The 13,605-nt window shown below is 72.7% G+C and carries 11 protein-coding genes and 1 pseudogene; 4 read left to right on the forward strand and 8 right to left on the reverse strand.

Annotated elements, in window-relative coordinates:
• Window positions 1–493: 493 nt before the first annotated feature.
• The 4 genes from AB0M46_RS25085 to AB0M46_RS25100 form a co-directional block, all read right to left on the reverse strand.
• Complete coding sequence (locus tag AB0M46_RS25085; RefSeq protein WP_363339510.1) at window positions 494–1,132, reverse strand: hypothetical protein; 639 nt, start codon at window positions 1,130–1,132, stop codon at window positions 494–496.
• Between the two features lie 143 nt (window positions 1,133–1,275).
• The gene (locus AB0M46_RS25090; protein ID WP_363339512.1) at window positions 1,276–3,333 is read right to left on the reverse strand and encodes a M3 family metallopeptidase; all 2,058 of its coding nucleotides are present in this window, start codon (window positions 3,331–3,333) and stop codon (window positions 1,276–1,278) included.
• A 44-nt stretch (window positions 3,334–3,377) separates the two neighbouring features.
• A complete protein-coding gene (locus tag AB0M46_RS25095) occupies window positions 3,378–4,001 on the reverse strand; it encodes a hypothetical protein (protein ID WP_363339514.1) in 624 nt (207 codons plus the stop codon).
• A gap of 28 nt (window positions 4,002–4,029) precedes the next feature.
• Entirely contained in the window at window positions 4,030–5,208 is a 1,179-nt protein-coding gene (locus AB0M46_RS25100; RefSeq protein ID WP_363339516.1) for a citrate/2-methylcitrate synthase, read from the reverse strand.
• Between the two features lie 70 nt (window positions 5,209–5,278).
• On the opposite strand from AB0M46_RS25100, the gene AB0M46_RS25105 reads away from it, so the two are divergent.
• The gene (locus tag AB0M46_RS25105) at window positions 5,279–6,517 is read left to right on the forward strand and encodes a hypothetical protein (protein ID WP_363339518.1); all 1,239 of its coding nucleotides are present in this window, start codon (window positions 5,279–5,281) and stop codon (window positions 6,515–6,517) included.
• A gap of 37 nt (window positions 6,518–6,554) precedes the next feature.
• Here AB0M46_RS25105 and AB0M46_RS25110 read toward each other — a convergent pair whose 3' ends face one another.
• Entirely contained in the window at window positions 6,555–6,752 is a 198-nt protein-coding gene (locus tag AB0M46_RS25110) for a hypothetical protein (RefSeq protein WP_363339520.1), read from the reverse strand.
• Window positions 6,753–6,941: 189 nt separating this feature from the next.
• On the opposite strand from AB0M46_RS25110, the gene AB0M46_RS25115 reads away from it, so the two are divergent.
• A complete protein-coding gene (locus AB0M46_RS25115; RefSeq protein WP_363339522.1) occupies window positions 6,942–8,147 on the forward strand; it encodes a glycosyltransferase in 1,206 nt (401 codons plus the stop codon).
• A gap of 191 nt (window positions 8,148–8,338) precedes the next feature.
• Here AB0M46_RS25115 and AB0M46_RS25120 read toward each other — a convergent pair whose 3' ends face one another.
• Entirely contained in the window at window positions 8,339–9,079 is a 741-nt protein-coding gene (locus AB0M46_RS25120; RefSeq protein WP_363339524.1) for an SDR family oxidoreductase, read from the reverse strand.
• A gap of 232 nt (window positions 9,080–9,311) precedes the next feature.
• Between AB0M46_RS25120 and AB0M46_RS25125 the strand changes: the two genes are divergently transcribed.
• Complete coding sequence (locus AB0M46_RS25125; RefSeq protein WP_363339526.1) at window positions 9,312–10,724, forward strand: DUF1996 domain-containing protein; 1,413 nt, start codon at window positions 9,312–9,314, stop codon at window positions 10,722–10,724.
• Between the two features lie 98 nt (window positions 10,725–10,822).
• Here the strand turns inward: AB0M46_RS25125 and AB0M46_RS25130 are convergent, their stop codons facing one another.
• Both AB0M46_RS25130 and AB0M46_RS25135 read right to left on the reverse strand, forming a co-directional pair.
• The gene (locus tag AB0M46_RS25130; protein ID WP_363339528.1) at window positions 10,823–12,193 is read right to left on the reverse strand and encodes an SPFH domain-containing protein; all 1,371 of its coding nucleotides are present in this window, start codon (window positions 12,191–12,193) and stop codon (window positions 10,823–10,825) included.
• Between the two features lie 175 nt (window positions 12,194–12,368).
• The gene (locus tag AB0M46_RS25135; RefSeq protein ID WP_363339530.1) at window positions 12,369–13,025 is read right to left on the reverse strand and encodes a PASTA domain-containing protein; all 657 of its coding nucleotides are present in this window, start codon (window positions 13,023–13,025) and stop codon (window positions 12,369–12,371) included.
• Window positions 13,026–13,323: 298 nt separating this feature from the next.
• On the opposite strand from AB0M46_RS25135, the pseudogene AB0M46_RS25140 reads away from it, so the two are divergent.
• A pseudogene (locus AB0M46_RS25140) lies at window positions 13,324–13,605 on the forward strand (hypothetical protein); the annotation flags it as partial.

A 13,605-nucleotide genomic window follows, 5' to 3' on the forward strand; every position in this document is an offset into this window, starting at 1 on the left:
GACTCTGGTCCGCACACTCTTCGACCAGCCCGACGCCGACAACGTCCGGGCTCGATCTCGACGACGCCCGCGGCCGAACTCCTCGCCTTCACCGCGTTCTCGCGGGAGACCGGCGGCCGAGCTGGTCAGACAACCGGGGCTGAACAACGGAATCCACCGCCGCTGACAGCAACCCTCCCGTCCGCAGCCAAGGTGGAAAGTTTCCGCCTTGGCCGGTCCAGGCGGCAACGTTCCACCTTGCGCGGTCGAGGCGGAAAGTTCTCGCCGCAAGCGGTCCGGGCGGCAACCTTCCGCCTTGGACGGTCAAGGCGGAAAGTTCTCGCCGCAAGCGGTCAAGGCGGCAACCTTCCACCTCACGCGCCCGAGCGGCAAGGCGAACCGGGCGCGTGCCCGTGGTCGCGTTATGCCGAGGCTGCTCAGGTGAGGGTTCGCGGCGCGAGCGCGCCGAAGTGCGCCACCCACGGCGAACGGTGGCCGTGGCAGGCGCCGCGCGTCAAGCCGTCAGCTCGTCGACGATCTTCTGGGCGTTGGTGGCGTGTTTGGCGTACGCGCCGGCGAAGGCGCTGCGCTGGACGGCCTGCGCGGCGTTGGTGACGCTCATCTGCTGCCAGCCGTTGACCTTCATCAGCTTCGTGTAGAACTTGGCCGAGGCGAAGGCCGGGTCCATGAGCTGCTCCGGCGTGCCCCAGATGCTCACGCGCTGCTGGAAGATGCCCACCGAGTCGTAGTCCGTCCCGATCCCCTCGTGCGGCAGCTTCATCGAGGCCGGCACCTTCGGGTTGGCCAGGTTCTTCAGCTGCGCCTCCTGCAGCGCGGTCGCGATCGCCACCACCATGGCGCGCGGTGGCAGGTTCATCTGGCGGGCGACCTCGACCACGATGAACGCGTTGTTGGTCTGTGCCTGCGTAAGGCCGGCCACCGGCTTCGGCACCAGCGACGCGCCCGGCAGGGCGGCCTGGGCGACCCCGCGGGCGGCGTTGGCCCTCGCGTTGGTCTCGTAGAACTTGGCCGTGTCGAAGTTCACGTCGTCGGCAACGGCGGCCGGCTGCACCGGGAACATCACCCAGGACACACCGACACTGATCAATGAGGCGACGAGGCTGACCGCGGCCAGCAACGCCAGTCTGCGCAAGTGCAGACGGCGTGCGGCAGCGCGCCTGCGCCGGGAGGTGGCGCCACGCACCGCGACAGCTTACGAATGTGGCGCCCGTACCGAAAGGCGGGATCCCCTACGAAATCCTGGCTTAAAGGAAATCTAAGGAACCGTACGGAGCGTCACCGCGTCACGTCACTCGTGAGCCCGCGGCGCTTGAGCAACGGCTCGATCAGCGGGTCGCGGCCACGGAACGTGCGGTACACCTCCATCGCGTCGGCGCTGCCGCCCTTGGCCAGCAGCCCGTCGCGGAACGCGTCGCCGCTGTCGCGGCGCAGGCCCCCGCGCTCGGTCAGCCAGTCGACGGTGTCGGCGTCGAGGACCTCGCTCCAGATGTAGGAGTAGTAGCCCGCGCTGTAGGCGGCGCCGCTGAAGATGTGGGCGAAGTAGGTAGTGCGGTACCGCGGCGGCACGAATGGCGTCGCCACGCCCGCCCGCTCCAGGGCCGCCGACTCGAACGCGACGACGACGTCGACCGCGGCCGCCGCGTCGGCGTCCAGGGTGTGCCAGGCGAGGTCGAGCAGGGTGGCCGCCAGGTACTCCGTCGTGGCGAACCCCTCGTTGAACCGCTCCGCCGCCTGCAGCCGCTCGACGACCTCCTGGGGCAGCGATTCCCCGGTGCGGTGGTGCAGCGCGTAGCTGGCCAGCACCTCGGGCCAGAGCATCCACACCTCGTTGACCTGCGACGGGTACTCCACGAAGTCCCGCGGCACCCTGGTGCCGGCGAACTTCGGGAAGTACACCTGCGAGAACAGCGTGTGCAGGGCGTGTCCGAACTCGTGGAAGAGGGTGCGCACCTCGTCCAGGGTGAGCAGGGTCGGCTCGCCGTCCGGGGCCCGGTTGATGTTGAGGTTGTTGACCGCGACCGGGGCGGTGCCAAACAGCCGGGACTGCGCCACCAGGGCGTTGGCCCACGCGCCGCCGCGCTTGGAGGCGCGGGTGAAGAAGTCGCCGACGTACAGGCCGAGCGGCCCGCCGTCGCGGTCGAAGACCTCGAACACGCGGGCGTCGGGGTGGTACGCCCGCAGGTCGGGCCGCTCGTCGAAGCGCAGCCCGTAGAGCTTGCCGGCGGCGAAGAACACCCCGTCGCGCAGCACCCGCTCCAGCTCGAAGTACGGGCGCAGCTCGTTCTCGTCGATCGCGTAGCGCTCGCGGCGGATGCGCTCGGTGTAGTACGCCCAGTCCCACGGCTGCAGGGTGAAGTCGTCGCCGATCGCCGCCTGCAGGTCCTCGGCCTCGGCGGCGGCGTTGGCCATCGCCGCCGGCACCAGCTTGGCCAGCATCTCCTCGACCGCCCCGACCGAGCGGGCGGTGTTGTCCGCGATGTTGTAGGCGGCGTGGTGCTCGAAGCCCAGCAGCCGGGCCCGCTCGGCCCGCAGCCGCACGATGCGCAGCACGATGGCGCTGGTGTCGTTGGCGTCGCCGTGCGCGCCCCGCCCGATCGACGCGGTGTGCAGCCGCTCGCGCAGCGCCCGGTCGTGCAGGGCGGCCAGCGCGGGCTGGGCCGTCGGCAGGATCAGATTGAGGACGTACTTCCCGTCGAGGCCCCGGTCGCGCGCGGCCACCGCCGCCGCGGCGATCGCGTCCTCGGTCAGCCCGTCGAGCTCGGCCTCGGTGTCGACCACGACCGCGCCGGCCTTCATCTCGTCGCGCACGAGGTTGCCGAACTCGGTGGCCAGCTTGGCCAGCTCGGCGTTGATCTCGCGCAGCCGCACGTGCTGCTGCGCCGAAAGCTCGGCCCCGGCCCGCGCGAACTCGACGCGGTAGCGCTCCAGCAGCCAGGCGGACTCGGGCTCGAGCCCCAGCTCGTCGCGGCGCTCGTAGAGGCTCTTGATCCGGCGGTACAGCCCGGGGTCGAGCATGATCGCGTCGCTGTGGGCCGACAGCCGCGGTACGACCTCGGCCTCGATCTCCTGCAGCCGGGGATTCGTGTCGGCGCTGGTCACGGTGAAGAACGCGGCGGAGACGCGCTGCAGGACGCGGCCGGAGCGCTCCAGCGCCACCAGCGTGTTGTCGAACGTCGGCGGCTCCGGATCGGCGGCGATGGCCGCGACCTCGGCGCGCTGCTCCTGCATGCCCCGCTCGAAGGCCGGCAGGTAGTGCTCGACGTCGATGCGGTCGAAGGGCGGCAACTGGTACGGCAGGTCGCTCAGCGCGAAGAACGGGTTGTCCGTGGTCACCCTACCGACTGTATCGGCCCCGCCCCGTATCCCGGGCCCCTCCCTCAGCCGTTGCAGCCCCGCGCAAGGGTGCTCGCCGCGACCAGCGTCCCGGGGTCGAAGGTGGTCCTCCAGGCCACCCCGTCGCCGCTGACGACCTCGACCTCGGTGGCGCCGACGAACCGCGCCGAGCGCAGCACCCGCGACGGCGAGCGCGCGTCGTCGGTCTGGTGCTGGAAGCAGGCCAGCGCCTGGCCGGACGCGCGGCTGGCCAGCCCGGCCCGGCTGCGCAGCCGCACCCGCTCGACGGCGGTGAAGAACATGACGGCGGAGTACTCGTCGACCAGCTCGAACCGCCCGTCCGGCGAGACCCCGAGGACGGTGATCTTTCTCGGCTCCGGGTCCCCGAGGGACTGGTTTGCCCACCCGATCGCGCAGGAGCCCAGCGTCAGCAGGGCCGTCAGCACGGACACGACCACCCGCGCGATCCGGTTGCCGACCACGAGCCACACCGCCCAGAGCAGCAGCAGCGGCGCCAGCGCCAGCGTGGAGAACACGACGCCGTTGCGGCCGAACGGCATCAGGCGCACGTAGTGCCACGGGTTGTACGAGGCCAGCAGCACCAGCGTCACGAAGAACACCGCCACGGCGGCCAGCGCCGACGCGGGGACCCACCGCCGAGTGATCACATCCCAGAGACGTATGCGAACGCGGCGATCATTGCAGCGGGCCCGTGTAGGCGGCCCGCAGGCGCACGCGGGTGGGGCGGGCGTACTCCTCCATGGCGTGCGCCAGCCAGCCGGTCGTCCGCGAGATGGCGAAGATCGCCTCCCCGGCGCCGCGGGGCATCCCGGCCAGGTGGGTCAGCAGCCCCAGCGGCAGGTCCACGCTCACGGCCGGCAGCCGCCGCCGGCGCGCCTCGTCGAGCACCGCCTCGGCCACGGCCAGCCGCGGGTGCCCGGGCACCGCGGAGCGCACCCGCTCCAGCAGCGCCTCGCCGCGGGCGTCGCCGGAGCGGTACACGGCGTGCCCGAAGCCCGGGATCCGCTCGCCCCGCCGCAGCCGCTCCCCCATCGCGAACGAGGCCCGGCCCGGCTCGTCGATCTCGGCCAGCATCGTCTCGACGCCGAGCGACGCCCCGCCGTGCAGCGCCCCGCTGGTGACGCCGAGCCCGGACGCGACCACCGCGTAGGGGTCGGCCCGCACCGCCGCCGCCACCCGCGCGGCCAGCGTGGAGGAGGCGAGCTCGTGGTCGGCCAGCAGCACCATGGCGAAGCGCAGCGGATCGGCCAGCGCCGGGTCGGCCCCCTCGGCCGCGAGCTTGCGCCACAGCCGCTCGTGCACCGGCCGCTGCTCCCCCGTCCCGGGCCCGGGCAGCGCGTCCACCATGCCGGCGATGAGGCCCTGGCCGGCCAGCGCGACGGCGGCCGGGTCCAGGTTGAAGCGCATCGGGTCGGCGACCGCGAGCGCGGTGACGATGACCTGCAGCCGCTCCAGCGGCAGCACGGCCGGGGCGAGCCCCTCCTGCGCCCGGCGGGCCGCCGCGACGCCCTGCGGGTCGGCCGCCCAGCCCTCCGCGGTGCCGTCCCACAGCCAGGCGGCCACCTGCTCGAGGCCCCAGCCGGCGGCCAGGCCGATGGCGTCGCGCCCGCGGTAGTAGTGCCGGTCCTCGCCGAGCATGGTGACGGCGGACTCGATGACGAGCTCGGTGCCGCCGGCGGGTCGCCTCGGCCGCCCGCGCCGCGCCAGCCGGTCGATCTCGGCGGCGTCGAACACGCTGTGCCCGTCATCGGCCTTGCGGCGGGTCAGCACGCCGCGGCTGACGTAGGAGTACAGCGTCGCGGGCTTCACCCCGAGCCGCCGGGCCGCCTCGTCGGCGTTGACCAATTTGTCCATGCCAGCCACCTGCTCATGTTGATTTTCGTCAACATTGACACAGCATCATCGATATCGTCAATCTGGAGTCATGTCGACCGTAAGCAAGCCGCGCATCCACTTCCTCGACGTCACGAACCGGGACGGGGTGCAGACGGCCCGGACCGGGCTGTCGAAGTTCGGCAAGACGATGGTGAACTTCTATCTGGGCCGCCTCGGCGTGGCGCAGTCCGAGATCGGCTTCCCGTTCCTGTTCCACGAGGTGCCGTACGTGCGCGCGCAGACCGCGCTGGAGAAGGCCGGCGCGTTCGGGGGCCTGCGCCTGTCCGGCTGGTGCCGCGCGGTCGCCGCCGACGTCGAGCGCTCGGCCGGCCTGGGACTGCGCCACTACAACCTGTCGATCTCCACCTCGGACCAGATGCTGCAGAACAAGTTCCGCGGCCGCCTCGACCGCGACGCGCTGATCCGCGAGATGACCGCGGCCGTGCGCGCGGCCAAGTCGGTCGGCGCCGAAACCGTCGGCGTCAACGCCGAGGACGGCTCGCGCACCGACGAGGGCTTCCTGACCGAGTTCGCCCTCGCCGCCCGCGAGGCCGGCGCCGACCGCCTGCGCTACTGCGACACCATCGGCGGCGACACCCCGGCCCGCATCGGCGAGCGCTTCGCCAAGCTGGCCGGCGCGGTCGCCATGCCCATCGAGACCCACTGCCACAACGACCTGGGCATGGCCGTGGCCAACTCCCTCGCCGGCGCCTTCGGCGACCTCGCCGCCGGTCAGGACGCCTGGATCAACACCTGCGTCAACGGCATCGGCGAGCGCTCGGGCAACGCCGACCTGCTCTCCTGCATCCTGGCCCTGCACCACGGGTTCGGCGTCCCGGACTCGGCCGAGATCGGCGACGAGCTGGACCTGTCGTGGGCCCGCCGCTTCGCCGCCTGGGCCTCCTACGCCTTCGGCCAGCCACTGCCCAACAACCAGCCCGGCGTCGGGTCGAACGCCTTCGCCCACGAGTCGGGCATCCACGCCGACGGCGCCCTGAAGGACCACCGCAACTACGAGCTCTACGACGAGGACCTGCTGGGCCCGTTCCCGTCCGACCGCCACGCCCGCCCCGGCCGCCTGGTCCTGACCGGCGAGTACGGCGGCCTGGCCGGCTTCCGGCACGTCCTGGACGACCTGGGCGTCCCGGTGACGGACGAGGCCTTGACCTTCAAACTGGTCCAGCTCTGCAACGCCGCGACGGGCCGGCCGCTCACCGACGACGAGCTGCGGCTGATCGCCGCCTACCCGAACGAGCTCGCCCTGCTGTATCCCGGTTATCTGGACTGATCACGACCACCGCGAAGGCCGGGCCGGACGCCGGGCGTCACAGCATGGCGTACTCGACGATCCAGCCCAGCCGGAGGGTTTCCTCGTACGAGAACTCGATCGCCGCGATGTCGTGGAAGCGCCGCGTGACCTGCATCGGCGTGAAGCGGTGCACGGCGCATTCCATCCAGATCGGGATGCGTGAGGACGGGTTGGCCAGGACGACGTGCTTGCCGCAGCGGTGCGCGTTCCCCATGGCGGTCAACGTAACCGGGAGCACACCGCGCACCCCATCCCGCCAGCCGCAGGAAACGGTACGCCAATTGGAGTACGCCATTGACCAGCGCACATCGGCCCCATTCCGTGATTTTCCCGAAACGCACAGTTCACCGCGGGAACGCCGTTTCAACCTGACAGATGGCGAAGTGCGGACGATGATTTGCCCGTGACAAGCCAACTGCGCGTGATGTCGATCTATGAGGGGTTTTTCTCCGGCGGCGCCCGGGCCCTGCACACCACGGTCGTGGCCGGGCTGCACACCGGGGGGACGCATCACCATTCGGTGCTGAGCATCTATGGCGCGATGCGCCGCGAGACCATCCTGCAGCGCATGGAGGAGGACGCCAGCTACCGCTCGCTGCGCGCGGTCGGCGTCGAGGTACGCCCGCTGGGCCGGCGCATCGGCGGGGACACCGCGACCCGCAGGACGTTCAGCGCGTCCGAGGTCGCCACCGCGTTCGCGCACGCCGAGCGGGCCGACATCATCCTGTCGCTCAAGGAGCAGCCGCTGCGCCTGGTCAACCTGCCCGGCTTCCCGCGCCGGCCGGTCGTGGTGTGCCTGCACCGCTCGGACCCGCAGCACCAGGGCAGCGCGCTGGCCGAGTTCAAGGCGGCGGTCGCCGACGGCCGGGTGGCCGCCGCGATCTGCTGCGCGGAGTCGACGCGCTCGGCGTACGAGGCCGCGGGCATCCCGACCGGACTGCTGAAGGTCATCCCGAACGGCGTGGACCTGTCCCGCTTCCAGCCGGTGCCGGCCCGCCACCGCGCGGCCCTGCGCCGGTCGCTCGGCGTGCCGGCCAAGGCGAAGGTCGTCACCCTGGCCGCCCGCTACGACCCAATGAAGAACGTCCCGCTGTTCCTGGCCGCCGCCCGCCGCTACCTGAAGCGGGAGCCGACCGGCCACGTCCTGCTGTGCGGGGCCGGCATGACCACGGCCAACGCCGAGCTGTGCGGGCTGCTCACGGAGCTGTTCGACGACGAGCCGCGGCGCCTGGCCCGGCTGCACCTGCTGGGCATCCGCCGGGACATGGAGGCGGTCTACGCGGCCAGCGACGTCGTCGCGCTCACCTCGACCAGCGGCGAGGCGGCCCCGCTGTGCCTGATCGAGGGGGCGATGTGCGGCGCGGTGCCGGTCTCCACCGACATCGGCGACACCGCGATCATCGTGGCCGGCCACGGGCTCGTCACCCCGCCGGAACCGGAGGCGATCAGCGCCGCCTGGTCGGAGGCGGTCCGCCGGCGGGCCGAGTTCACCCCGGCCCTGCTGGGCAGCCGGGAGCGGTTCAGCCACACCCGGATGCTCGCGTCCTACGCCACCGTCATCGACGCCGCCCACCGCGACGCCGGGCTGCGGGTGCCCGAGCGCCTGTGACCGAAGAGCCGGTGCAGCCTGGCGTACCGCCCGGGCGCCACGAGCATCAGCAGCACCCCGGCCGCGGGATCCGCGGGGTGGTGGCCCGGAAGGCGACCGCCCGGGCCAGCAGCGGGCGGGCGCAGTGATGCGGGAGCCGGGGCGCGGGCCGGCACAGGTCGTGGCCCGCGCCCCGTCGGCCGGACGATGGGTTACGCCGCCCAGCCGCCGTCGGCGTTGACCGTCGCCCCGGTCACGTACCGCGCGTCCGGCCCGGCCAGGAACGCCACCACCGAGGCGATCTCGTCGCCGTCCGCGTACCGCCCGAGCGCCGTCAGCCCCGCGATCGCCGACGCCTGCGGCTGGTCGGCCGGGTTGGCGTCGGTGTTGGTCGGCCCCGGGTGCACGAGGTTCACCGTGATCCCCTGCGGCCCGAGTTCCCGGGCCAGCCCGCGGGTCATCCCGGCCAGCGCGGTCTTGGTCAGCGCGTAGAGCGCCAGCCCCGGGAACGGCACCCGCTCGGCCACGTTGCTGCCGATGCTGATGATCCGCCCGCCGTCGCCGAGGTGCCGGGCGGCGGCGCGCGCCGCCGCGTAGGGTCCGCGCACGTTGACCGCCACCGTGCGGTCGAACGCCGCGATGTCCAACTCGGAGAGCGCTCCCGCAGGGAACACCCCGGCGTTGTTGACCAGGATGTCCAGCCTGCCGAGCAGTTCCGCGGCCTCGTCGACGGCCCCGGCGACCGCCGCGGGGTCGGCCGCGTCGGCCCGCAGCGCGAGCCCGCGCCGGCCCTTCTCCTTCAGGTCGCAGACCACCTCGTTCGCCTTGTCCTCGCTGTTCAGGTACGTGATCGCGACGTCCGCGCCGCGGGCCGCGAGGGCCCGGGCGATCGCGGCGCCGATGCCCCGGCTGCCGCCGGTGACGAGCGCGACCTTGCCATGCAGTTCGTTCATGCCGACCAGCCTGCCGGGCCCGGCGAGCCCGGTCTGGCGGCCATCGGACCTCTCAATCCAGTGGAGAGCGCTCTCCAAAATGTGCCGGATCGTGCCCGAATTATCCGGTTAAGCGCACCGGCGTATTGACGGGCGGCCCTGTCGGGCGCATCCTTTGGAGAGCGCTCTCCGAGCGCGTTCACGCCGGTCCGCCACCGGCGAAGGCACCCGCCCCACACCCCTGGGAGCTGCATTGAGTACGAGAAGCCTCAGAAGAACCCTGATCCCGATCGGGGTCACGACCGCCGTGGTCGCGTCGATGCTCGTCGGCGCGATCCAGCTCACCTCGGCCGAAGCCGCCACCGCCACGCTGCTGTCGCAGGGCCGCCCGGCCCTCGCGTCCTCCAGCGAGCTGGGCGAGTCCCCGGCCGCCGCCGCGTTCGACGGCAACGACTCGACCCGCTGGTCCAGCCAGTGGAGCGACCCGCAGTGGCTGCGGGTCGACCTGGGATCCACCGCCACGGTCTCCCAGGTCGTCCTGCAGTGGGAGGCCGCCTACGCGAAGGCCTTCCAGATCCAGACCTCGGCCGACGGTAACGCCTGGACCGACATCTACAGCACCACCACCAGCACCGGCGGCACGCAGACGCTCAACGTCAACGGCAGCGGCCGCTACGTGCGCATGTACGGCACGCAGCGCGGCACGGGCTACGGCTACTCGCTGTACGAGATGAAGGTCTACGGCAGCTTCGCCAGCACGCCGCCGGCCACCGACGGCCCCGGCTGGGTGCCGGCCGTCCCGCCGGTCACCGGCGTGACCCCGTCGACCGCGACCCCGCCGGCGACCAACCCGCCGACGACCCACCACGAGTTCCAGGCGAACTGCTCGGTGAGCCGCAGCAACCTGCCCGACGACCCGATCGTGTTCTTCGGCCTGCCCGGCGCGTCGCACTCGCACACGTTCATGGGCAACACCACCACCAACGCCAACACCACGCTCTCCTCGCTGCAGGCCGGCGGCACCGCGTGCATCACGCCGGGCGACAAGAGCGCGTACTGGATGCCCACCCTGCTCAACGGCGACCAGGCCGTGCAGCCGGTCGGCCGCCAGGTCATCTACTACAAGAGCGGCGTCATCGACTACCGCAGCGTCCGCCCCTTCCCGGCCGGCCTGCGCTTCGTCGTCGGCAGCCCGTCCTCGACCCAGGCCGACTTCCAGAACCACCCCGGCCACGTCGAGGGCTTCGAGTGCGGTGACCTCACCAAGCAGTGGGACATCCCGGCCAACTGCGTCGCCGGCAGCCAGCTCAACGTCCGGTTCCAGGCCCCCAGCTGCTGGGACGGCACGCACCTGGACTCCCCGGACCACAAGGCGCACATGGCCTACCCGGTCGTCGGGGTCTGCCCGCCGGAGCACCCGGTGGCCGTGCCGATGATCGAGTTCAAGATGGCCTGGCCGGTCAGCGGCGACATGTCCAACGTGCACTTCTCCAGCGGCCGCGGCTACTCGTTCCACTACGACTTCTACAACGCGTGGGACGCCCCGACCCTGAAGGCCCTGTCCGACCACTGCATCAACGGTGGCCTGCAGTGCGACCCGCGCGGCTTCGACCAGTACAAGCCGGACCGCGGCGCCGCCCTCAACGAGAACTACGTCCTGCCGTAAGGAACCCAGCACCCCCGGCGACAGCCCGCCCGTTTCCCACCGGGCGGGCTGTTCCGTTTCACCGTTGGTTGCCGCCGTACCGCCGGAAAGCGGAGAGCTCAGCCGCCGCGGGCCGGGCGCAGGGCCCCGACCACGGTGGTCAGCTCCGCGATCAGTCCCGCCACCGTGGTCCCGTCCGTCCCGCCGATCGTGACCGAGCGCAGCTCGTCCGGCTTCGGCAGCCGCGCCACGATCTCCGGCAGCCGCTCGATCAGCCGCGCCTGCAGGCTCTCCGGGGACTGCTCGTTGTCGATCGCCGCCTGCAGCCGGGCCCGCTCCAGGGCCAGCAGGGCCTCCTCGTGGGCGGCCCGGCCGCGGGCCTCGGCCAGGCCCAGTTCCGCCTCGGCGGCCAGCCGGGTCAGCTCGGACTCCCGCCCGATGCGCAGCCGCCCGATCTCGGCCTCCTCGGCCGCGAGCTCCCGCTCCAGGGCCAGCGCGTGCCGGTTGGTGGCATCCCGCAGCTCGGCGAGGGCCCGCGCGTCCTGCTGCTCGCGCTGCGAGCGGCGCAGCGTCTCCGCCGCCTCCCGGTCGAACTCGAGCGCCCCGTTGCGGGCCCGCAGGTCGGCCAGCTCCCGGTCGCTCTCGATGCGCTGCGACTCCCGCTGCCGGCCCGCGGTCAGCTCCCGCTCGGCGATCGCGTCCTCGGCCGCCAGCTCGGCGAGCCGGGCGATGCGGCCCTGCTCGGCGCGGTACGGCTTCTGCAGGTTCTCCCACAGCCGCTGCGAGCTGACCACGGCCTCCTTGATCTGCACGGTGACGATCCGCAGCCCCAGCCCGGCGTCGGCGCTGCCGGAGCCCTCGGCGACCGCCCGCAGCCGCGCGGTGAGCTCCTCGATGATCGGCTGCTTGTCGCTGAGTACGTCGGCCACGCCCATCGTGGACACCTTGTCCTTGATGGCCGCCTCGGCCTGCTCCTTGAGCTGCAGGTTGACCAGCCGCATCGGGTCCTCGGCGTCGCCGAAGTCCAGCCGCCGGTACGCGGTGGCGAAGTCCTCGATGATCCACTGCACGTAGGCCTGCACGAGCACGCCCTGCAGCTCGCGGCAGATGCAGTACGCATTGATCAGGATCGTCTGCATGGCCCCCGGCACGACCAGGTACGAGTCGGTCGCCGGGTTGTACCGGAACGACACGCCCAGCCCCACGTGCAGCGGCTCGTCCCGCCCCCGCCGGGTGTGCACGACGAAGGCATTGGGCGGGACCAGCACCGTCTTCCACCGCCCGAACCCGGTCACCCGCACCTCGACCGCGTTCGGCGCCGGCTGCTCCCCTGCCCCGCGCCCGCGCCCGCCGCCCCCGCCGGCCGCCTGCTGCCGCGGCAGTGGGCCCGGCGCCGACGCGGGCGCGGCGGCGCGCTTCGAGCGCAGGTCGGCCTCGAGCCGCTCCTGCTGCTTGACCACCTGGTCGAGGTACGTGTTGGGGTTCGACATCCGCCGCTCCTTTTTGTCCGCAGTGGACGGTGCGGCATCAGTCTTGCCACTGCTGTCAAGCGTTTCGGGGACTCCGGTCCGTCCGTTGGCCCCGTCAGCGCCTGGCCCGGGTCGCCAGACGGGGCGAAGCGGCCGGCGCTGGGGCTTGCCTGCCAGCGCCGTCGTGCGGCGGCGGTCAGGCGGTCGGCGCGAAGCTCGGCGGGGGCGACGCGGTCGGGCTCTTCGGCGCGATGCCGACGGTCAGCGTCACCGTGCCGTTCTTGGCCACCTTGTTCTGCGCCTTCGGGTCCTGGGCCAGCACGTGGTTGACCTGGTCCGGGTCGTCCGTGGCCTTGTTCTGGGTCCGGATGTTGCCGGTGAAGCCGGCGTCGCGCAGCTTCTCCTTGGCATAGTCGATGTACAGGCCGGTGAGGTCCGGCATCGTCACCGTCTCGGTCCGCGTCGCGGTGGTGGCCGGCGCGTGCGTGGTGGTCTCGGTCGTCGCCCCGGTCGTGGTGTCGCCCCCGAGCGGCCCGCCGCCGGTCCCCGCGCTGGCGTCGCCGGCCCCGGTCGTCCCCGTGCCCGGCGCCGGCGAGTGGCTGGTCGAGGCCGGCTTGTCATCCCTCTGCACCAGGTAGATCGTCGTGCCCGCGCCGGCGACGGCGATGAGCGCGACGACGACGAGCAGCGCGTTGAGCCAGTTCCCGCGCTCGCGCCGCACCGGCCGGGCGACCGGCTCGTCGTACACGGGAATGACCCGGCTGCTGGGCCCCGGCGACACGGGCGCGGCCGCGTACCCGGGCACGGCGGGCGGTGGCACGTACGGGTTGGGCCCGGGCGCCCCCTGCCGCACCGTGGGCCCCTGCGCACCCTGCGGCGCTTGGAACCCCTGCCGCCCTTGAAACCCTTGCGGTGCTTGGAACCCTTGCGGCCCTTGCTGGCCCTGGAACGCCTGCGGCCCGGGCGCTCCCGGCGTCGTCCGCGGGTCGACCGTCGGATACGACCCCGTCTGGTACACCGTCCCCCGGCCCCCACCGGGCGTCCCCGAAACCGGCACCCCAGGAGCCCCGGACACCGGCACCCCGGGCGGCCCGGACACCGGCACCCCGGGCGGCCCGGACGCGGGCGCGACGGGCGGCGCCGACGTCGGCGTGACGTACCCGACCGGCGACGCCTGTCCGGGCTGTCCGCTCACCGGCCCTGCGGCGGGCGGCATGCCGAACGGCTGCTCATTCCCCACCGGGCCGCTGAACGGCTGCCCACCCCCGGTCGGGGCGCTGAACGGCTGCCCACTTCCGGGCGGGGCGCTGAACGGCTGCCCGCTCACCGGCGGGGCGCTGAACGGCGGGCCACTGACCGGTGGGGTGCCGAACGGCGCGGCGCTCGCGCTCGCCACCGGCTCGGGCGTCGCCGGCTGCGGGCCCGCGGCGGCC

The sequence above is a fragment of the Dactylosporangium sp. NPDC051485 genome (assembly GCF_040682015.1).
Taxonomy (GTDB): domain Bacteria; phylum Actinomycetota; class Actinomycetes; order Mycobacteriales; family Micromonosporaceae; genus Dactylosporangium.